This window comes from Pseudomonas violetae (genome assembly GCF_023072615.1).
GTDB lineage: Bacteria > Pseudomonadota > Gammaproteobacteria > Pseudomonadales > Pseudomonadaceae > Aquipseudomonas > Aquipseudomonas violetae.
This window is the reverse complement of sequence record NZ_JAKNRW010000002.1, coordinates 416,133-434,770: the sequence shown is the minus strand read 5'-3', so window position 1 is coordinate 434,770 and position 18,638 is coordinate 416,133. Positions and strand designations below refer to the sequence as shown.

General features: G+C 60.3%; 16 protein-coding genes. 8 read left to right on the top strand and 8 right to left on the bottom strand.

Features of this window, described 5'->3' with window-relative positions; all coding sequences use genetic code 11:
- Window positions 1-31 precede the first annotated feature (31 nt).
- The 3 genes from L9059_RS04160 to L9059_RS04150 are packed head-to-tail and all read left to right on the top strand — an operon-like array spanning window position 32 to window position 3,009.
- The gene (locus L9059_RS04160; protein ID WP_247288152.1) at window positions 32-784 is read left to right on the top strand and encodes an ArsR/SmtB family transcription factor; all 753 of its coding nucleotides are present in this window, start codon (window positions 32-34) and stop codon (window positions 782-784) included.
- A gap of 60 nt (window positions 785-844) precedes the next feature.
- On the top strand, window positions 845-2,065 hold the full coding sequence (locus L9059_RS04155; protein ID WP_122839587.1) for a putative DNA modification/repair radical SAM protein: 1,221 nt from the start codon (window positions 845-847) through the stop codon (window positions 2,063-2,065).
- Entirely contained in the window at window positions 2,062-3,009 is a 948-nt protein-coding gene (locus L9059_RS04150) for a TIGR03915 family putative DNA repair protein (protein ID WP_247288150.1), read from the top strand. Before L9059_RS04155 ends, L9059_RS04150 begins: the two co-directional genes overlap by 4 nt.
- Here the strand turns inward: L9059_RS04150 and L9059_RS04145 are convergent.
- From L9059_RS04145 to L9059_RS04125, 5 genes are all read right to left on the bottom strand, one after another.
- Complete coding sequence (locus L9059_RS04145) at window positions 2,999-4,018, bottom strand: branched-chain amino acid aminotransferase (protein WP_247288148.1); 1,020 nt, start codon at window positions 4,016-4,018, stop codon at window positions 2,999-3,001. The two genes, L9059_RS04150 and L9059_RS04145, sit on opposite strands and share 11 nt — an antisense overlap.
- Before the next feature lie 306 nt (window positions 4,019-4,324).
- Complete coding sequence (gene lpdA / locus L9059_RS04140; protein WP_247288146.1) at window positions 4,325-5,710, bottom strand: dihydrolipoyl dehydrogenase; 1,386 nt, start codon at window positions 5,708-5,710, stop codon at window positions 4,325-4,327.
- Between the two features lie 3 nt (window positions 5,711-5,713).
- Window positions 5,714-6,982, bottom strand: a complete 1,269-nt coding sequence (locus L9059_RS04135) for a dihydrolipoamide acetyltransferase family protein (RefSeq protein ID WP_247288145.1) — start codon at window positions 6,980-6,982, stop codon at window positions 5,714-5,716.
- On the bottom strand, window positions 6,983-8,041 hold the full coding sequence (locus L9059_RS04130) for an alpha-ketoacid dehydrogenase subunit beta (protein WP_045057695.1): 1,059 nt from the start codon (window positions 8,039-8,041) through the stop codon (window positions 6,983-6,985).
- 1 nt (window position 8,042) lies between these two features.
- Window positions 8,043-9,278: a 3-methyl-2-oxobutanoate dehydrogenase (2-methylpropanoyl-transferring) subunit alpha gene (locus L9059_RS04125; RefSeq protein WP_247288143.1), complete on the bottom strand. Its 1,236-nt coding sequence runs from the start codon at window positions 9,276-9,278 to the stop codon at window positions 8,043-8,045.
- Between the two features lie 185 nt (window positions 9,279-9,463).
- Between L9059_RS04125 and bkdR the strand changes: the two genes are divergently transcribed.
- Window positions 9,464-9,952, top strand: a complete 489-nt coding sequence (gene bkdR / locus L9059_RS04120; RefSeq protein WP_247288141.1) for a Bkd operon transcriptional regulator BkdR — start codon at window positions 9,464-9,466, stop codon at window positions 9,950-9,952.
- Window positions 9,953-9,984: 32 nt separating this feature from the next.
- Here bkdR and L9059_RS04115 read toward each other — a convergent pair whose 3' ends face one another.
- A complete protein-coding gene (locus tag L9059_RS04115; RefSeq protein WP_247288131.1) occupies window positions 9,985-10,848 on the bottom strand; it encodes an MBL fold metallo-hydrolase in 864 nt (287 codons plus the stop codon).
- Between the two features lie 158 nt (window positions 10,849-11,006).
- Between L9059_RS04115 and L9059_RS04110 the strand changes: the two genes are divergently transcribed.
- From L9059_RS04110 to nahK, 4 genes are all read left to right on the top strand, one after another.
- Entirely contained in the window at window positions 11,007-11,813 is an 807-nt protein-coding gene (locus tag L9059_RS04110) for a sulfite exporter TauE/SafE family protein (RefSeq protein WP_247288129.1), read from the top strand.
- Window positions 11,814-11,986: 173 nt separating this feature from the next.
- Window positions 11,987-13,171, top strand: coding sequence for a porin (locus tag L9059_RS04105; RefSeq protein WP_247288127.1), 1,185 nt, complete (start codon window positions 11,987-11,989; stop codon window positions 13,169-13,171).
- Between the two features lie 275 nt (window positions 13,172-13,446).
- Window positions 13,447-14,610 carry a nitric oxide-sensing protein NosP gene (nosP, locus tag L9059_RS04100; protein ID WP_247288125.1) on the top strand — a complete coding sequence of 388 codons (1,164 nt, stop codon included), beginning with the start codon at window positions 13,447-13,449 and terminating at the stop codon, window positions 14,608-14,610.
- Complete coding sequence (nahK, locus tag L9059_RS04095; RefSeq protein ID WP_247288313.1) at window positions 14,579-17,173, top strand: hybrid sensor histidine kinase/response regulator NahK/ErcS'; 2,595 nt, start codon at window positions 14,579-14,581, stop codon at window positions 17,171-17,173. The genes nosP and nahK overlap by 32 nt, the downstream gene beginning before the upstream one ends.
- Before the next feature lie 114 nt (window positions 17,174-17,287).
- Here nahK and L9059_RS04090 read toward each other — a convergent pair whose 3' ends face one another.
- Both L9059_RS04090 and L9059_RS04085 read right to left on the bottom strand, forming a co-directional pair.
- Window positions 17,288-17,953, bottom strand: coding sequence for a response regulator (locus L9059_RS04090; protein ID WP_247288115.1), 666 nt, complete (start codon window positions 17,951-17,953; stop codon window positions 17,288-17,290).
- A gap of 56 nt (window positions 17,954-18,009) precedes the next feature.
- Window positions 18,010-18,567: a PQQ-dependent catabolism-associated CXXCW motif protein gene (locus L9059_RS04085; RefSeq protein WP_247288113.1), complete on the bottom strand. Its 558-nt coding sequence runs from the start codon at window positions 18,565-18,567 to the stop codon at window positions 18,010-18,012.
- Window positions 18,568-18,638: the final 71 nt, after the last annotated feature.

Sequence of the window (18,638 nt, the reverse complement as noted above, 5' to 3'; positions counted from 1 at the left end):
GAAACAGCCTTGATTCGTCCGGGAGCGAAATATGCACGCACATCAGCACGATATCGGCGTCTCTCAAGTGGCGGCGGCGATCGCAGAGCCGGCGCGGACAAAAATGCTCTGTTCGTTGATGGATGGTCACGCCCGTACCAGCACCGAACTGGCGGCAATTGCCGAGGTCAGCGCGTCCACCGCCAGCGCGCATTTGGCCAAGCTGAAGGACCTGGCACTGGTGCGTTTGCACGTGCAGGGCCGCCATCGTTATTACAGCCTCGCGGACCCGTGCGTGGCCCGGGCATTGGAAGCGTTGATGGTGATCGGCCAGAGTGCTCCGCCGACCTTCAACCCCCGTACCCCGGATCGCTTGCAGTTCGCCCGCACCTGTTACGACCACATGGCCGGCACTCTGGCGGTCCTGATGCATGATCGGATGCTCGCGGCGGGGTGGCTGCTGGTAACCGATGAGGGTTATCAACTGAGCGGACGGGGTGAGCAGGCCTTCGCAGGCTTGGGCATCGAGGTCGGTGAATTGTCCAGCCTGCGCCGGCGTTTTGCCTGTTCATGCCTGGACTGGAGCATGCGTCGGCCACATCTGGGTGGGGCATTGGGTGCAGCGTTGCTGAAATTGGCAATCACCCGTCGATGGGTGACCCAGGACCTGGATAGTCGGGCGCTGGCGCTGACGGCATTGGGGCGCAAGGAGGTCAGTCGGCGGTTTGAGCTCGAGCTGCCCCTCGAACCCGAGACAAATTTGCAGGCCAAGCGTCCGTCGACAATCGGACCAAGGGCTGTGTAACGACTTGAACCCAGGCCAGCGACTCTGTACTGTATATCCAAACAGTCATTGGCGTGCCCCATGGAACTCATCGACAAGCTCAGCATTCTCGCCGACGCCGCCAAGTACGATGCGTCCTGCGCCAGCAGCGGTGCGCCCAAGCGCAGCTCGGAGGGCAAAAGCGGCCTGGGTGCGAGCAATGGCATGGGCATTTGTCACAGCTATACCCCGGATGGACGCTGCGTCTCGCTGCTGAAGATTCTGCTGACCAACTTCTGTCTTTACGACTGCCAGTACTGCGTCAACCGCCGCTCCAGCGACGTGCCAAGGGCGCGGTTCACCCCGGAAGAAGTAGTTACGCTGACCATGGATTTCTATCGGCGTAACTGCGTCAGTGGGTTGTTTCTGAGCTCCGGGATCATCCGTTCGGCGGATTACACCATGGAGCAATTGATTCGGGTTGCGCGGTTATTGCGTGAAGAACATGAATTTCGCGGATATATCCACCTCAAGACCATTCCCGAGGCCGATCCGGCGCTGATCGAGCAAGCGGGGCGCTATGCCGACCGGTTGAGCGTCAATATCGAGTTGCCTACCGACGCCAGCTTGCAAACCCTGGCGCCGGAAAAACACATCGGTTCGATCAAGGGCGCAATGCAGACTATCTACACAGGCGTTCAGACCGTTTTGAACGAGCCGCGAGCACCCAGGTTCGCGCCGGCCGGGCAGAGCACGCAGATGATCGTGGGCGCCGATGACACCGATGACAGCACCATTTTGCATAGTGCCCAGTCGCTGTACGGCAACTTCAAATTACGCCGGGTCTATTATTCGGCGTTCAGCCCGATACCCGACAGCCCGAAAAGCGTGCCCCTCGCCGCGCCACCGTTGATGCGTGAGCACCGCTTGTACCAGGCCGACTTCTTGCTGCGCAGTTATGGCTACACCGCCGGGGAGTTGTTCAAAGGCCCGGGCCACCTGGCGTTGGACATCGACCCTAAATTGGCCTGGGCGCTGGAAAATCGTGACATCTTTCCACTGGACCTCAACCGCGCCGAGGCCTCCCTGATCTCGCGTATTCCCGGGATTGGCCTGCGTACGACCGAGCGCCTGGTGGAACTGCGCCGTCAGCGCCGGATTCGATATGAGGACCTGGCGCGCATGCGCTGCGTGCTGGCCAAGGCCAAGCCGTTTTTCATCACCAGCGATTACCACCCGCAGCAGGCGGAAGTCACCAGCCATTTGCTCTACCAACAGCTGCGCGACCGCCCGCAACCGCAGCAGATGGGCTTGTGGGGATGATCAATCTCGATTGCGACGACCTGTTCGACACTTGGCGCCATCAAGCGCGTTGGCTGCTCAGCCATGAGATTGATCCAAGCCTGGTGGCGTGGGCCAGCGAGGGTGTGCAGGACTTGTTTGCCAGTGATCACACCTTGCCCGAATCCCAGGGGCCGTTTCTAGCGCGTATTCCGCGAACGCTGCTCGACACTCTGGAACAGGCCGCCCGTTATCGCGGCGATCAGCGCTGGAGCCTGTTGTATGAAGTGCTGTGGCGAGTCAGTCATGGTGACCGCACCGCGATGATGGCCGGGGATAAGCTGGGCAGTGAATTACAGCGGAGAATCAAGCAGGTACAGCGCGAATCTCATCATTTACATGCATTTGTGAGGTTTGTTGAGTTACCCGGATGCGTGGGGCCGCAATACGTCGCCTGGCACGAGCCCGCCCACGACATCCTGCACAGTGCCAGCGAACATTTTATTGGTCGCATGGGGCGGCATCGCTGGATGATTGCGACGCCCAGGGACGGCGTGTACTACGACGGCGAGCAATTGAGCTACCTGCGTCAATGTCCGGTGGAATGGCAGCAGATGTCACAGAACGTAGACGATCCTCACGCTGACATGTGGCTGACCTACTACAGCCATATTTTCAACCCGGCGCGATTGAATCCCAAGGTCATGGAAGGACATTTGCCTGCTCGGTTCTGGAAGAACTTGCCCGAGGGCGCGTTGATACCGGGTTTGATCACCCAGGCTCGTACTGGCAAACAGCAGGATGGTCAGGCCAGCGGAATCAAGGGCAGGCAGGGTAAGAGGATTGGTCAGACTAACATCGAGAGGTCCCATAGGAACCCCGTAGGAGCAGATTTATCCAGCTCTGTTATAGCCCAGGCAAAAAAAGCCCCCCATTGCGTGAGCAATGGAGGGTCGGGATGTCGCGAGCGTCAGGTCAAACCTTGACGATCCAGCCAGCTGGCGCTTCGATATCGCCGGTCTGTACCCCGGTCAGCTCCTTGTAAAGCTTCTGGGTAACCGGGCCAACCTCGGTTTCGCTGTGGAACACGTGCAGATGGTCGTTGTAGCTGATACCGCCGATCGGGGTGATCACCGCAGCGGTACCGCAAGCGCCGGCTTCCTTGAAGTCCGACAGCTTGTTGATGAGCACGTCACCTTCAACCACTTCCAGGCCCAAGCGCGATTTGGCCAACTCAATCAGCGACAGACGGGTGATGCCCGGCAGTACCGACGGCGAGTTCGGCGTGACGAACTTGTTGTCGTGGGTGATCCCGAAGAAGTTAGCCGAGCCCACTTCTTCGATTTTGGTGTGGGTCATTGGGTCCAGGTAGATGCAGTCGGCGAAGTGAGCTTTCTTGGCCAGGGAACCTGGCATCAGGCTCGCTGCGTAGTTGCCACCGACCTTGGCCGCGCCGGTGCCTTGTGGGGCGGCGCGGTCGTAGCTGGAAATCAGGAAGTTGTGCGGCGTCAGGCCGCCCTTGAAGTAGGCGCCGACCGGAATGCAGAAAATCGAGAAGATGAACTCCGGCGCAGTACGCACGCCGATGTTGTCACCCACACCGATCACGAACGGGCGCAGGTACAGCGCGCCGCCTGTCCCGTAAGGCGGGATGAAGCGCTCGTTGGCACGAACCACTTCTTTGCAGGCCTCGATGAACTGCTCGGTTTCGACGAACGGCATCAGCAGACGCGCACAACTGCGTTGCATGCGCAGGGCGTTCTGGTCCGGGCGGAACAGGTTGATCGAGCCGTCCTTGCAACGATAGGCCTTCATGCCTTCGAAGCATTGCTGGCCATAGTGAAGGGCAGTGGAGCCTTCGCTGATGTGCAGCACGTTGTCTTCGGTGAGGGTGCCTTTGTCCCACTCGCCGTTACGCCAGTACGAGAGATAGCGCTTGTCTGTCTTGATGTAATCAAAACCCAGCTTGTCCCAATTGATGCTTTCGTTACCCATGACACCCTCTATCACTGAACAACCGCCAAAGCGGTTCAAGGCTTCTGACGTTTTTTGGATGGGGACAACAATACTTCATTCCGGACCGGTTTCGCAGCCCGGACTATCGGCTGATTGGCAGATTTCTTAGCCTGCTCATGAAATATGTCGCCGATTCTTCATTGTTCTCAATCCTGTGGCTAGGGAGCTTGCTCCCGTTCGGCGGCGAAGCAGTCGCAAATCCAGACGACGCGGTGTGCCAGGAAGTCAAATAAGGGCCGCTTCGCGCCCCAGCGGGAGCAAGCTCCCTCGCCACAGTGATCGAAGTTAGAGGTGCAGCGCATGCCCCAGAGCACGTAATGCTGCTTCCTGCACCGCTTCACCCAGCGTCGGATGCGCATGGATGGTGCCGGCGATGTCTTCCAGGCGAGCGCCCATTTCCAGGCTCTGGCCGAACGCAGTCGACAACTCCGAAACCCCGACCCCGACCGCCTGCCAGCCGACAATCACATGATTGTCCCGCCGTGCCACGACGCGCACGAAGCCGCTTTTGGATTCCAGTGTCATCGCCCGGCCATTGGCCGCGAACGGGAAGCTCGAAACAATACAGTCCAGCCCGGCAGCCTTGGCATCGTCGGGGGTCTTGCCGACCACCACCAATTCCGGGTCGGTGAAGCACACGGCGGCGATGGCGGTGGGGCTGAACTCGCGGGATTTACCACTGATCAGCTCGGCGACCATTTCGCCCTGGGCCATGGCCCGGTGCGCGAGCATGGGTTCGCCGCTCAGGTCGCCGATGGCGTACACGTTGCGCATGCTGGTCTGGCAGCGGCTGTCGATTGTGATCGCCGCGCCGTTCATGTCCAGATTCAGCGCTTCAAGATTCCAGCCCTGAGTGTTCGGTTTGCGACCGACGGCCACCAGCACCTGATCCATTTCCAGGTTCAGCGTGTCGCCGCCAGGCTCACGAACTTGTAGAGTATTACTAGAAGAATCAAAGCCTTCGACGCTATGCTTCAAGTAAAGCTTCACGCCGAGTTTTTTCAGTTCCTCGTGCACCGGTTGGGTCAGTTCCGCGTCGTAGGCGGGCAGGATGCGATCCTGGGCTTCGACCACGCTCACGTCAGCGCCGAGTTTGCGATAGGCAATTCCCAGCTCCAGGCCGATATAACCACCGCCAACGACGATCAGGCGCTTGGGCACCGAGGTCGGCGCCAGGGCTTCAGTCGATGAAATGATCGGACCGCCGATCGGCAGCATCGGCAGGTTCACGCTTTTCGAGCCGGTAGCCAACACAAGGTGCTCGCACTGGATTCGGGTGTCGCCGACCTCGACGTTTTTGCCGTCGATGATCCTGGCCCAGCCCTGAATGACCTGGACCTTGTTCTTTTTCAGCAGTGCGGCGACGCCGGTGGTCAGGCGATCAACGATGCCGTCCTTCCATTCGACGCTTTTGCCGATGTCCAGGCCAGGCTCCCCAACGCTGATACCCAGGGCCGAGTGCTGACTGTGTTGGCGAGTTTGGTGGAACTGCTCGGCGACGTGAATCAAGGCCTTGGACGGGATGCAGCCAATGTTCAGGCAGGTGCCGCCAAGCGATTGGCCTTCCACCAGGATAGTCGGGATGCCCAACTGACCGGCACGGATCGCCGTGACATAGCCGCCAGGGCCGCCACCAATGATCAGCAGCGTAGTGTTCAAAGTCTGTTGCATGACCTACTCCACAAACAGGGTGGCGGGTTGTTCGAGCAAGCCGCGCACAGCCTGGATAAATTGCGCCGCGTCCATGCCATCGACCACACGGTGATCGAAGGAGCTGGAGAGGTTCATCATCTTGCGAATCACGATCTGGCCTTTGACCACCATCGGCCGCTCGACGATCTTGTTGACGCCGACAATGGCCACTTCCGGCAGGTTAAGCACCGGGGTGCTGACAATCCCACCCAGGGCGCCGAGGCTGGTCAGGGTGATGCTCGAGCCGGACAGCTCGTCGCGGCTGGCCTTGCCGTTGCGTGCTGCGGTGGCCAGGCGCGAGATTTCTGCAGCGTTGTCCCACAGGCTGCGGGCCTCGGCGTGACGCACTACGGGCACCATCAAGCCGCCGCCGGCCTGGGTTGCGATGCCCACATGTACCGCGCCAAGGCGGGTGATGACCTGGGCTTCGTCGTCGTAACGGGCGTTGATCTGCGGGAAATCCCGTAGGGCAACCACCAGGGCGCGAACCAGGAACGGCAACAGGGTCAACTTGCCGCGGCTGGCGCCGTGTTTTTCGTTCAGGTGCGCGCGCAGTTCTTCCACGGCCGTAACGTCGATTTCCTCGACATAACTGAAGTGGGCGGCACGCTGGGTGGCGTCCTGCATGCGCTGGGCGATCTTGCGGCGCATGCCGATGACCGGGATTTGCTCCTCGTCGTTACGCTGCGCATACGCGGCTGCGGTCGATACAGTCGACTGACCTTGCGCCAGATAGGCGTCGAGGTCTTCGTGCAACACGCGACCGGCAGGCCCTGTGCCACGCACCAGACGCAACTGGATGCCCAGATCGAGTGCGTGTTTACGCACGGCCGGGGAGGCCAGCGGGCGTTCATCAGCCTCGCGAGCCACTATCGGACCTTGGCAAACAGCCACTCGTGGCGCTGCGGTAGCGACTGGTTTGTTTTCTACAGCGGCTTCCACTTTCGGCGCAGGTGCTTCTTTCACAGCGGCAACCACTGGCTGAGCCGACTCTTTAATGTTGCCGGCGCCTTCGACCTCAATGCTGATCAGGACGCTGCCGACCGCCATGACTTCCCCAGGCACACCGCCCAAAGAAATCACCTTGCCATGAACCGGTGATGGAATATCGACCATCGCCTTGTCGGTCATCACATCGGCCAGCACCTGATCCTCGACGACCAGGTCACCAACTTTGACGTGCCACACCGACAATTCAACTTCTGCAATGCCTTCGCCAATGTCCGGCATCTTGATAACGTGCGTGCCCATTCAGACCTCCATAACCCGATGCAAAGCCGCGCCCACTCGGGTCGGGCCAGGGAAATACGCCCACTCTTGCGCGTGCGGGTAGGGGGTGTCCCAACCGGTGACGCGCTCGATAGGCGCTTCCAGGTAGTGGAAGCAGTGTTCTTGAACAAGGGCGGCCAGTTCGGCGCCGAAACCGCAGGTGCGGGTCGCTTCGTGAACGATCACGCAACGACCGGTTTTCTTCACCGATTTGACGATGGTTTCCAGGTCCAGCGGCCACAGGCTGCGCAGGTCGATGACTTCAGCGTCGATGCCGGTTTCTTCGGCGGCAACTTGCGACACATAGACCGTCGTGCCGTAGGTGAGGATGGTTACATCCTTGCCCGGACGGGCGATCGCGGCGACGTCCAGCGGTACGGTGTAGTAGCCGTCGGGCACTTGCGCCGAGGGGTGTTTCGACCATGGGGTTACCGGACGGTCGTGATGACCGTCGAACGGGCCGTTGTACAGGCGTTTAGGTTCAAGGAAGATCACCGGGTCATCGTTTTCGATGGAGGCGATCAGCAGGCCCTTGGCGTCGTAGGGGTTGGACGGCATCACCGTGCGCAAGCCGCATACCTGGGTGAACATCGCCTCGATGCTCTGGCTGTGGGTCTGACCACCGTAGATGCCACCGCCGCAAGGCATGCGCAGGGTCATCGGGGCGGTGAATTCGCCCGCCGAGCGATAGCGCAGGCGCGCGGCTTCGGAAATGATCTGGTCCGACGCCGGGTAAACGTAGTCGGCGAACTGGATCTCGGCGACCGGACGCAGGCCGTAGGCACCCATGCCTACAGCAACGCCGACGATGCCGCTTTCGGAAATGGGGGCGTCAAACACCCGGGAGGTGCCGTACTTGGTCTGTAGACCTTCAGTGCAACGGAACACGCCACCGAAGTAGCCCACATCCTGGCCGAAGACCACGACGTTGTCATCACGTTCAAGCATCACATCCATGGCCGAGCGCAGGGCCTGGATCATGGTCATGGTGGTCGTGGTCATGGCGGTTTCCAGCTCGATATTGTTGTTGTGATCGTTCATGTCAGATCCCCAACTCCTGACGCTGGCGCTTCAAGTGCTCCGGCATCTCTTTGTAGACGTCCTCGAACATGGTCGCGGCGCTCGGAATCTGGCCCCCGGCGAGGGTGCCGTACTTCTCGGCTTCTTTCTGCGCGGCAATGACTTCGGCTTCCAGTTCGGCGCTGACGGCGACGTGTTCCTCTTCGGACCACTGGCCGATTTTCACCAGATGCTGCTTGAGGCGCGCAATCGGGTCGCCCAACGGGAAATAACTCCAGTCGTCGGCAGGGCGGTACTTGGAAGGGTCATCGGAAGTGGAGTGGGGACCGGCGCGGTACGTCACCCATTCCAGCATGGTTGGCCCCAGGTTGCGGCGCGCCCGCTCCGCGGCCCAGGCCGAGGCGGCATAGACCGCGACGAAATCGTTGCCATCGACCCGCAGTGAGGCAATTCCACAGCCTACGCCGCGACCGGCGAAGGTAGTGGCTTCACCGCCGGCAATGGCCTGGAAGGTCGAGATCGCCCATTGGTTGTTGACCACGTTGAGGATCACTGGCGCGCGGTAGACGTGGGCGAAGGTAAGGGCGGTATGGAAGTCGGATTCGGCGGTGGCGCCGTCACCAATCCAGGCCGAGGCAATTTTGGTGTCGCCTTTGATGGCCGAGGCCATGCCCCAGCCCACACCCTGGACGAACTGGGTGGCAAGGTTACCGGAGATAGTGAAGAAGCCGTGATCGCGTACCGAATACATGATCGGCAACTGACGGCCCTTGAGCGGATCGCGCTCGTTGGAGAGCAGTTGGCAGATCAGATCTACCAGAGGTACTTCCCGGGCCATCAGAATGCTCTGCTGGCGATAGGTCGGGAAACACATATCGTCGATGTTCAAGGCCAGGGCCTGGGCGCTGCCGATGGCTTCTTCGCCGAGACTCTGCATGTAGAACGACATTTTTTTCTGGCGCTGGGCGACCACCATGCGGTTGTCGAAGATGCGAGTCTTGAGCATGGCGCGCATGCCTTTGCGCAAAATCTCGACTGGCACGCCTTCGGCCCATGGGCCCAGCGCATTGCCTTCGTCGTCGAGTACGCGAATCAGGCCCTTGGCCAGGTCCGCCGTATCGGCTGGTTCGACGTCGATTGGAGGTTTGCGCACCGTACCGGCATCGGTCAGACGCAGGTAGGAGAAGTCGGTTTTGCAGCCTGGGCGACCCGACGGCTCGGGAACGTGCAGGCGCAGCGGTTCGTACGCTTGATTCATGGCTTCTACGCTCGATCTTGTGAATTTCTTGTAGTGAGCTGACGGTCATTCTTCTATGGAAGAAATCTTGTCCTACAACAATCATAGGCTCGCTCAAGAAGAATATTTCTCTCTGTTTCGTTGCGCCCAAGATCATTTGAGGATAAAAAACCTGCATAAACATAAAAAACAGGTGATTTTGTCTCATGCGCAAACTGGATCGTACTGACATTGGCATTCTCAACAGCCTTCAGGAGAATGCGCGCATCACCAACGCCGACCTGGCGCGCTCGGTTAACCTGTCGCCGACCCCGTGCTTCAATCGGGTCAAGGCGATGGAGGAACTGGGACTGATTCGCGAGCAGGTCACGCTGCTGGACGCCGAGTTGCTGGGGTTGCACGTCAACGTGTTCATTCACGTCAGCCTGGAAAAACAGGTAGAGGAGGTGTTGCAGCATTTCGAGGAGGCGATTTCCGATCGGCCCGAAGTTATGGAGTGCTACTTGATGGCCGGCGACCCGGACTATTTGATCCGGGTGCTGGTGCCGACCATCCAGTCGCTGGAACGCTTCATGATGGATTTTCTGACCAAGGTGCCGGGGGTGGCGAATATTCGCTCAAGCTTTGCGCTCAAGCAGGTGCGCTACAAGACGGCGCTGCCGTTGCCGGCGAATGGGTTGACGCTGGCGACGTGAGTAGGAGCCAGCAAGCCGGCTCCCACAATGGTTCAGAATTTGTTCAGGGGGATTTTAAGGTAGGTCACGCCATTATCCTCCGCTGGCGGAAAATTCCCCGCCCGCACATTCACCTGGATCGCCGGCAGCAGCAGGTTCGGCATGCCCAAACTGGCATCGCGCTGATTACGCATGGCCACAAACTCGGCTTCATCGACCCCGTCACGCACATGAATGTTGTTTCTGCGCTGCTCGCCAACCGTGGTCAAACAGCAGGGCTCGCGGCCCTCTGGCGGGTAATCGTGGCAGACGTACAGATTCACGCTGGCCGGAAACGCCAGCAGCTTGTGAATCGAGGCGAACATCTGGCCGGCATCGCCTCCGGGAAAGTCGCAGCGGGCGGTGCCTACGTCCGGCATGAATAGCGTATCGCCCACCAGAATCAGGCTGCTGTCGATCAGATAGGCCATGTCCGCCGGCGTATGGCCAGGTACATGCAAGGCACAGGCCTTGAGATTGCCGATCATGAATGACTCGTCTGGCGCGAACAGATGATCGAACTGCGAGCCGTCGACGGCAAACCCGGGTTCAAGATTGAACAGGCTCTTGAATACGTCCTGGACCTTGCTGATCGACCGGCCGATTGCGATTTTGCCGCCCAGTTCCCGACGCAGGTAAGGCGCGGCCGACAGGTGATCGGCGTGAGCGTGGGTCTCCAGCAACCACTGAACCTGCAATTGATGAGTGCGCACAAACGCACTGATGCGATCGGCCTGGGCCGCACCGGTGCGACCGGCCGCCGCGTCGTAATCCAGGACCGGGTCAACGATCGCGCAGGCACTGCCATCGCCCTCGTAAATCACGTAGCTCCAGGTCGATGAGGCGGGGTCAAGGAAAGCTTCAATCAGGGCAGGCATGTTGGCCGGTTCTTCGTGGGACAAGCGTTCAGCGTAGATTCATTTGCCCCGGATTGGCCAGTCCTGGGGAATTTGGAGAAGGAAAAATCGTGCCCTGCCTCTATCCTGTACACCATCGATACTGGGCGTTCCCGGCTTTTCATGGATCACGATCTTTTATGTTACTGGCGATTTTCTTTGGTTTAGTGATGGGCCTGGTCCTTGGATTGACCGGGGCGGGGGGCGGCATTCTGGCGGTGCCGGCGCTGGTGTTGGGGCTCGGCCTGAGCATGACCCAGGCAGCGCCCATTGCCCTGTTTGCCGTGGGCAGTGCGGCCGCTGTCGGCGCCATCGACGGTCTGCGCCACGGGCTGGTGCGTTATCGCGCAGCTTTGCTCATTGCACTGCTGGGGGCAGTCTTTTCGCCGGTGGGCATTTTTTTCGCTCATCAGCTTCCGGAAAAGGTCCTGATGATGCTGTTCAGCCTGCTCATGATCATGGTCGCCTGGCGCATGCTGCGTCGCGAGCGCCATGGCGAAGGGCCGAGCGACCACGGCCACGCCAACTGGGGCCAGAAAAACTGCATGCTGGACCAGCAGACCGGGCGCTTTTCCTGGACCGCCAAATGCACTGCGACCCTCGCCGCACTGGGCGCAGTCACCGGGGTGGTGTCGGGCTTGCTCGGAGTGGGCGGCGGCTTCCTGATCGTCCCGGCGTTCAAGCAGCTGACTGATGTGCAGATGCGCGGCATCGTCGCCACTTCCCTGATGGTGATCAGCCTGATCTCGGCCATCGGAGTGATCGGCGCATTCCACGCAGGAGTGCGTATCGACGGCCTGGGCGTGAGCTTCATAGTCGCCAGCATCGTCGGCATGATCATCGGCCGTCGTTTCAGTGCGCGGGTTCCGGCCCGGGCCCTGCAGGTCGGATTCTCCAGCCTGTGCCTACTCATTGCGGCCTACATGCTGGTGCGCGCAAGCGTCTGAGCGTCTTACATCCTAAGTGGCGGGCCCAGGCGCGGCCCGGTCTTACGCCGAACTTGCCGCACCGCCCCTGCCGATCCAAAGCACCTGATAACCGCCTCCAAGGCAGTGTATGACGCCGCCGGTGTGCTTTCGATAATCGCCTCCGACATTCAGTCCCCGCAGCGGAGCGCGTCATGCACAACAATAAAAATTTCAAGCATCGTTACTTGCCTGCCTTAATCGCCAGCCTTTCGGCTCTGGGCTTGTGCCCGATGGCCGAAGCCGAGATCGTGCTGTACGACAAGGACCAGACGACCTTTTCCACCGACGGCTACATCAACGCCTTCTACGTCAACAGCGACGTTGATCGCGCCGGCGAGCAGTACGACCGGCGGCAGGCGCGGGTCAAGATGGGCTTCCTGCCCAATTACCTGGGCTTCAACATGGGCAAGCAGATCGATGACCTGAAGCTGGGTGCACGGGCCTCGTTCTGGGTGACCATCAACGACAGTGAAACCAACGGCACTGACACGGCCATCGACGTCCGGCAGTTCTACGGCACGGTGGCCAACCCCGAGTGGGGCGAGGTGCTGATAGGTAAGGACTTTGGCCTGTTTGCCCGCTCCAACATCCTGCTCGACGAACTGCTCGCCGGTTACGGCCAGGTCAGCGATACGCTGGGCCTGGTGGATGGCGGTGGTGTGTCGTTCGGCAATATCGGCAGTGGTTATCCGTACCCGTTCCCCACTTCGCAGATCACCTACCGTACCCCGGTGATGGAGGGTTTGCGGGTGGCGGTGGGGATCATGGACCCGGTCGACACTAACGACAGCAGCCCGACGGGTAAGGCCTACCAGGAAAACCCGCGGACCGAGAGTGAGATCACCTACCAGTTCGACCTGGCCGGTGCGCAGATCTACAGCTGGGTCAACGGTAGCTACCAGACTTCGGACAACACTGACTCAAGCGTCGAGTCGGTAACCTCCAAGGGCGTCGGTTATGGTGTGCAGGCGAAGATGGGCGGGTTGTCGCTGACCGGCTCCGGCTTCCAGGCCAAGGGCATCAACCCGTTCTTCACCAACAACGCCGGTGAACCGACGTTGCGCAATGTCGACAGCGACGGTTACCTGCTGCAGGGCTCGTACAAGCTCGGCAAGAATCGCCTGGCGCTGTCCTATGGCAAGACCAAGGACGACGGCAACGGTGTGGTCGGCACTGGCGCGGATTACGAGACCCGCGGCATCGCGCTGTTCCACGACGTCAACAGCAACCTCAAGCTGGTGGCCGAGTACAACCAATTCGAAATCAATGGGCACGACACCAGTGCGCAGAATGAAGACACCGATACCTTCGCGGTGGGGGCGGTGTTGACCTGGTAAACCTTTTTAGCAATGCAAATTCCCTGTGGCGAGGGAGCTGGCTCCCGCTGGATCGCGTAGCGGTCCCGATTCTGGTCGCGCATCGGCCGGGTGGGGGACTGCTGCGCAGTCCAGCGGGAGCCAGCTCCCTCGCCACAAAAGCTTGCGCCATCAAGTCCTGGACCTGTTGAGTCTCATCCCATCGAAGCGGCTACCCGCTACCCAAGTAGCATAGGTCGCGGCCTGCCGCGTTCGTACACTCGTGCCTCATACACGCGCACCTGCGGGGGGCGACAATGCAGCAGGTTCACAGTGACGGTGTGGTCAGTGCGATGTCCCAGGCCACGGATGCCCAGCAGGTGGCTCAGGAACTGGCGCGGCAGTTATTGCATCCGCACCTGGGATTCGTGTTGTTCTTCTGTTCCGCCGAATACGACCTGCAGGCGCTGGGCCAGGCGTTGCAGCAGAGCTTTGGGGGCATTCGCCTGGTGGGTTGCACCAGTGCCGGGGAAATAACCCCGCTGGGCTACGGGCGCAATTGCGTGACAGCGGTGGGTTTCGATCATCGGCATTTCTCCATCGACGCTGAGCTCATCGACGAAATGGAGCGTTTCAGCCTGATCGATGCCCAGCAGATGGTCGAGCGCCTGGTAGGCGGCTGCCGCAGCAACACCCTGGCGCCAATCAAAGGCAACAGCTTCGCCCTGACCCTGCTCGATGGCTTGTCCAGCCGCGAAGAAATGGTCCTGGCAGCCCTCAGCGCTGCCTTGGGCGATATTCCGCACTTCGGTGGTTCGGCCGGTGACGACAACTATCTCACGCATACCCACGTCTATTTTGGCGGCGAATTTCACAGCGGCGCGGCGGTGGTAGTGCTGGTCAACACCTGGCTGGATTTCGAAGTGTTCACCACCCATCACATTCTGCCCCGGGCGGAAAAACTGGTGGTGACCGGTGCCGACAGCGCGTTGCGGCGAGTCTTCGAGCTCAATGCAGAACCCGCTGCCGAGGAATACGCGCGCCACATCGGCGTGCCTGTGGCTGATCTCGATCACCGGATTTTCGCCGCGCACCCACTGGCGGTGCGCATCAACGACCAGTACTACGTGCGCGCGATCCAGCAGGTTCATCCGGACCTGAGCCTGAGTTTTTATTGCGCGGTGGAAAACGGCATCGTCCTCACGGCCATGGCGCCGGGGCCGATGCTGCCGAACCTGCAAGACCTGTTCGACGGCTTGCACGAGCGCCTCGGCGAGCTACTGCTGACCCTGGGCTGCGACTGTTTCTTGCGACGCATGGAGCTGGAAAACAGCGGCAGCCTGGAACAGGTCGGAGCGTTTTTGCGTGACCAGCGGGTGATGGGATTCAACACCTACGGAGAACAGTTCAATGGCATGCATATCAACCAGACCTTCACCGGCGTTGCCATTGCCCGGGGCCGCACCCCTGGACCGCGCTGAACTCCAGGCGCGACTCGCGAGCCTTGAGCACGAAAATCATAAACTGCAGCGGATCAACAGCGCGCTGATCGAGCGCATCGAGTCGGGTGTCACCCGGGGCAATGATCCGTACGCGGCGTTCCAGCATTCAGTGGTGCTGGCCGAGCAGGTGCGTGAGCGTACCGATGCGTTGAACCAGGCCATGGCCGAGCTTAAGTCAGGCAACCACTTGCTCAGCGAAGCACGCCTGCGCGCGGAAACGGCCCATCGACATTTGATCGATGCCATCGAGAGTATTTCCGATGCGTTTGTGCTGTTCGATGCCGACCAGCGAATCGTCCTGTTCAACAGCCGTTTCAAGGCGTTCTGGGGCAATAGCCGCGTGCGGATCAACGCGGGTATGCGCCTGGCCGAGGTCAAACGGCTGATGAGCGCTACGGGTCTGTTCACCGAAGAGCCTCGTTGGCATGCCGACGAAAGCCTGTTGTATCGTCTGCAAGACGGCCGCTGGCTGCAAGTCAGCGAGCGGCCGACCCAGGAAGGCGGTCGGGTGATCCTGTTTACCGACATCACCGACGTCAAACTCAGTGAGACCATGCGCCGTGAGCAGGCTGTGGCGCAAAAATCCCACCTGTTGCAGCGTGCGGTCGACAACTTGTCCCAGGGCGTGGCGATGGTCAATGCCGAAGGCGTGCTGGAACTGTGGAACCGGCGCTTCCTCGAATTGAGCGGCCTGGCACCCGTGGCGGCCCATCGTCCGTTTGCCGAGGTGATCGCCGACAGCGAACTGAATCTGCTGACCCCCGCCAGTCGCGACGGCAATGGTCGGCCAGTGCAGGAATGCGAACAGCGCCTCTACGATGGCCGGGTGCTGGAAATTCGCACTCACCCGTTGCCTACCGGCGGCTTCGTCAACACCTTCACCGACATCACCGAGCGCTACCAGCACGCTGAAGCCCTGAGTGAGAGTGAGCGCTGGATTCGCCTGATCACCGACCACGTACCGGCCCTGATCGCCTATCTGAATGCCGACCTGGTCTACGAGTTTACCAACAAGGTCTACGAACAATGGTACTGCTGGCCACGGGGCGTGATGCTCGGCCAAAGCCTGCGCGAAGTGCACAGCGAGCAGCATTATCAGCGCCTGGAAGCCTACGTGGCACGGGCTCTGGCTGGTGAGAGCGTAACGTTCGAGTTCGCCGAAACCAACATCAATAACCAGGAGCGTTACATGTTGCGCTCCTACGTGCCCAATCGCCTGGCCACCGGGGAAGTGGTGGGGATCTTCGTGCTGATCCGCGACATCACCGAGCGCCGTCGCACCGCCGAGGCGCTGCACCAGGCGTATCAAAACCTGGAGCTGCGCGTGCGCGAGCGCACGGCGGAACTGACCACCCTCAACGACCAGTTGCTGCGCGAGATCGATGAGCGTCGGCGAGTAGAGTCGCGGCTGCGCGAGGCCAAGCTGGAAGCCGAACAGGCTAATTTGTCGAAGACCAAATTTCTTGCAGCGGTCAGCCACGACCTGCTGCAACCGCTTAATGCCGCACGGCTGTTTACCAGTGCCTTGCTGGAGCGCCGGGAGCCCATGGCCAACGAGAGCCTGGTGCGCAACGTCAGTAATTCCCTGGAGGACGTGGAAACCCTGCTGGGCACCCTCGTGGACATTTCCAAGCTCGATGCCGGGGTGATCAAGGCCGATATAGCGCCGTTCGCCCTCAGCGAACTGCTGGAAAATCTCGCCGCCGAGTACACCCAAGTGGCCCGCAGCGAGGGGCTCGAACTGCACTTCATCGGTTGTTCGGCGTTGGTACGTAGTGACATTCAGTTGCTCGCCAGGATCCTGCGCAATCTGCTCAGCAATGCCATTCGCTATACCTATAGCGGGCGCGTTGTGCTGGGCTGTCGACGGCATCACCAGCGCTTGTCGATCGAAGTCTGGGACACTGGCATGGGCATCGCGGAGAATCGCCTGGAGGAGATTTTCCAGGAGTTCAAGCGCGGAGACGTGCAGCGTCCCGATCAGGACCGCGGCCTGGGGTTGGGCCTGGCTATCGTCGAGAAAATTGCCGGGATACTGGGGCATCGGATTCATGTGCGTTCATGGCCGGGCAGGGGGTCGATGTTTTCTGTCGAGGTGCCCATCAGTGCGACTGCCCCCAAGGCCTTGCCAAACCCACTGATGAGCGAGCCTATGCTGGAGCGTCTGCGCGGAGCGCGGGTATGGGTGCTGGACAACGACGCAGCCATCTGCGCGGGGATGCGTACTTTGCTGGAAACCTGGGGATGTGTGGTGGTCACGGCGCTGTCAGAGCAGGATCTGGCACGGCAGGTGGATAATTACCACCAGGATGCCGATCTGCTAATTGCCGATTACCATCTGGATGACGAGCAGAACGGCGTGGACGCTGTGGCCCGTATCAATGCGCGCCGGGCCTGCACGATCCCGGCCATGATGATCACCGCCAACTACAGCAACGAGCTGAAACTACAGATTCGCGAGCTGGGCCACACCCTGATGCATAAGCCGGTGCGGCCGATGAAACTGAAGACGGCGATGAGCCATTTGCTCGGCAGGCCTTGAGCCTTGTGCTGGTACGGCGGGCCTCATCGCGAGCAGGCTCACACATTGAATTCGACGCAGTTCCAGTGTGAGTGAGCCTGCTCGCGATGGGAACGACTCGATCCTGCAGGCCACTTAACGCCGCAGGTATGAGCCGAAGTCTATATCACCCGCACTCAAAATTGCCTGCACTCGATTGTGCACGTTGAGTTTGCGCAGGATCGCCGAGACGTGCGCCTTCACCGTGGTCTCGGCGATTTCCAGGGTGTAAGCGATCTGCTTGTTCGATTCGCCCTTGGTCATGCGCTCCAATACCAGCAATTGTTTGCGGGTCAGCGCCTGGAGCAGCTCCGTGGGAAAGCTGGGGGTATCGTTCATCCTGCGGTGGGTGCCGCTTTTCTGTGTGCGAATAATGTCCGGCGGCAGGTAGACGTTACCATTGAGGATCTGTTGGATGGCCTCGGTCATTTGCACTCGTGGCGAGGATTTGGTGATGAAACCCACCGCGCCATAAGTAATGGCTTGCAGCACGATCTGTTTGTCCTGTTCGGCGGAGACGATCACCACCGGAATGGTCGGCGCCTCGTTGCGCAGGTTGATCAGCCCATTGAGGCCGTGCATGCCGGGCATGTTCAGGTCCAGCAGGATCAGGTCGAGATCGTCGTGATCCTGGGTCAACAGCAGGGCGCTGTCCAGGTCTGCGGTTTCCATCACTTCACTGCCCGGGAACCCGTCGCTGATGACATTGTGAATAGCTTCGCGAAACAGCGGGTGATCGTCGGCAATCAGAATTTTGTACATAGCCTTTCACCTCATTATTTTGATTATGGTGGGGCAACAACACGCAGGCGTAAAGATCAGGGAAAGGGTTCGGGCTGGGCGGCTGTCACGGGCAGGTTGGCGGCCTGCCACGCGTCCAGGCCGTCGCGGTACCAGTACAGTGTCTTATAGCCCATGGCGGCAGCGCGCTTGACCGCGTTCCAGCTCAACCAGCAGTCGGAGCGGCAGTAGAACACCAGCGGGCGCGCCTGATCACCATCAGTCAAGGCTTTCAGGTTACGCGCAAAATACTCGGTCCAGGGTGGAGTCAGATCACCGTCACCGGTATTGGCCAGCCAATGGCTGCCGGGTAGATTTTCGTGGGGTTGGTCTTCGATGAATTTCCCTTGCAGCCATTGGCGACGGTAGACGTCGATCAACACCGGGCGTGGTGTCTGGGTCAACAGGGGTTGCAGGGCGGCGGTGTCGATGATGGTCGCGCCCTGGGCTTGGGCCGGGGTAGGGCTGCGGTACAGGTTGATGCGATAACCGTCGGCCGAGAACAACGCAGTGTCGGCTTGTGCGGTGCCGAGTAGCAGGCTCAGGGACAGCACAGCGAGTGTGGGACGCAGAAGGCGACGTCGGGCACGGGGCATGGGGGCAATCCTTATCGTTATAGCCCCATTACATGCCAGTCTCGGTGCATTGGGAATGCGACGATAGACAG

Bases quoted from the DNA above. Each gene is read 5' to 3' on its own strand.
- L9059_RS04160 (WP_247288152.1), top strand. From the start codon at position 32: ATGCACGCACATCAGCACGATATCGGCGTCTCTCAAGTGGCGGCGGCG.
- L9059_RS04155 (WP_122839587.1), top strand. From the start codon at position 845: ATGGAACTCATCGACAAGCTCAGCATTCTCGCCGACGCCGCCAAGTAC.
- L9059_RS04150 (WP_247288150.1), top strand. From the start codon at position 2,062: ATGATCAATCTCGATTGCGACGACCTGTTCGACACTTGGCGCCATCAA.
- L9059_RS04145 (WP_247288148.1), bottom strand. From the start codon at position 4,018: ATGGGTAACGAAAGCATCAATTGGGACAAGCTGGGTTTTGATTACATC.
- lpdA (WP_247288146.1), bottom strand. From the start codon at position 5,710: ATGCAACAGACTTTGAACACTACGCTGCTGATCATTGGTGGCGGCCCT.
- L9059_RS04135 (WP_247288145.1), bottom strand. From the start codon at position 6,982: ATGGGCACGCACGTTATCAAGATGCCGGACATTGGCGAAGGCATTGCA.
- L9059_RS04130 (WP_045057695.1), bottom strand. From the start codon at position 8,041: ATGAACGATCACAACAACAATATCGAGCTGGAAACCGCCATGACCACG.
- L9059_RS04125 (WP_247288143.1), bottom strand. From the start codon at position 9,278: ATGAATCAAGCGTACGAACCGCTGCGCCTGCACGTTCCCGAGCCGTCG.
- bkdR (WP_247288141.1), top strand. From the start codon at position 9,464: ATGCGCAAACTGGATCGTACTGACATTGGCATTCTCAACAGCCTTCAG.
- L9059_RS04115 (WP_247288131.1), bottom strand. From the start codon at position 10,848: ATGCCTGCCCTGATTGAAGCTTTCCTTGACCCCGCCTCATCGACCTGG.
- L9059_RS04110 (WP_247288129.1), top strand. From the start codon at position 11,007: ATGTTACTGGCGATTTTCTTTGGTTTAGTGATGGGCCTGGTCCTTGGA.
- L9059_RS04105 (WP_247288127.1), top strand. From the start codon at position 11,987: ATGCACAACAATAAAAATTTCAAGCATCGTTACTTGCCTGCCTTAATC.
- nosP (WP_247288125.1), top strand. From the start codon at position 13,447: ATGCAGCAGGTTCACAGTGACGGTGTGGTCAGTGCGATGTCCCAGGCC.
- L9059_RS04090 (WP_247288115.1), bottom strand. From the start codon at position 17,953: ATGTACAAAATTCTGATTGCCGACGATCACCCGCTGTTTCGCGAAGCT.
- L9059_RS04085 (WP_247288113.1), bottom strand. From the start codon at position 18,567: ATGCCCCGTGCCCGACGTCGCCTTCTGCGTCCCACACTCGCTGTGCTG.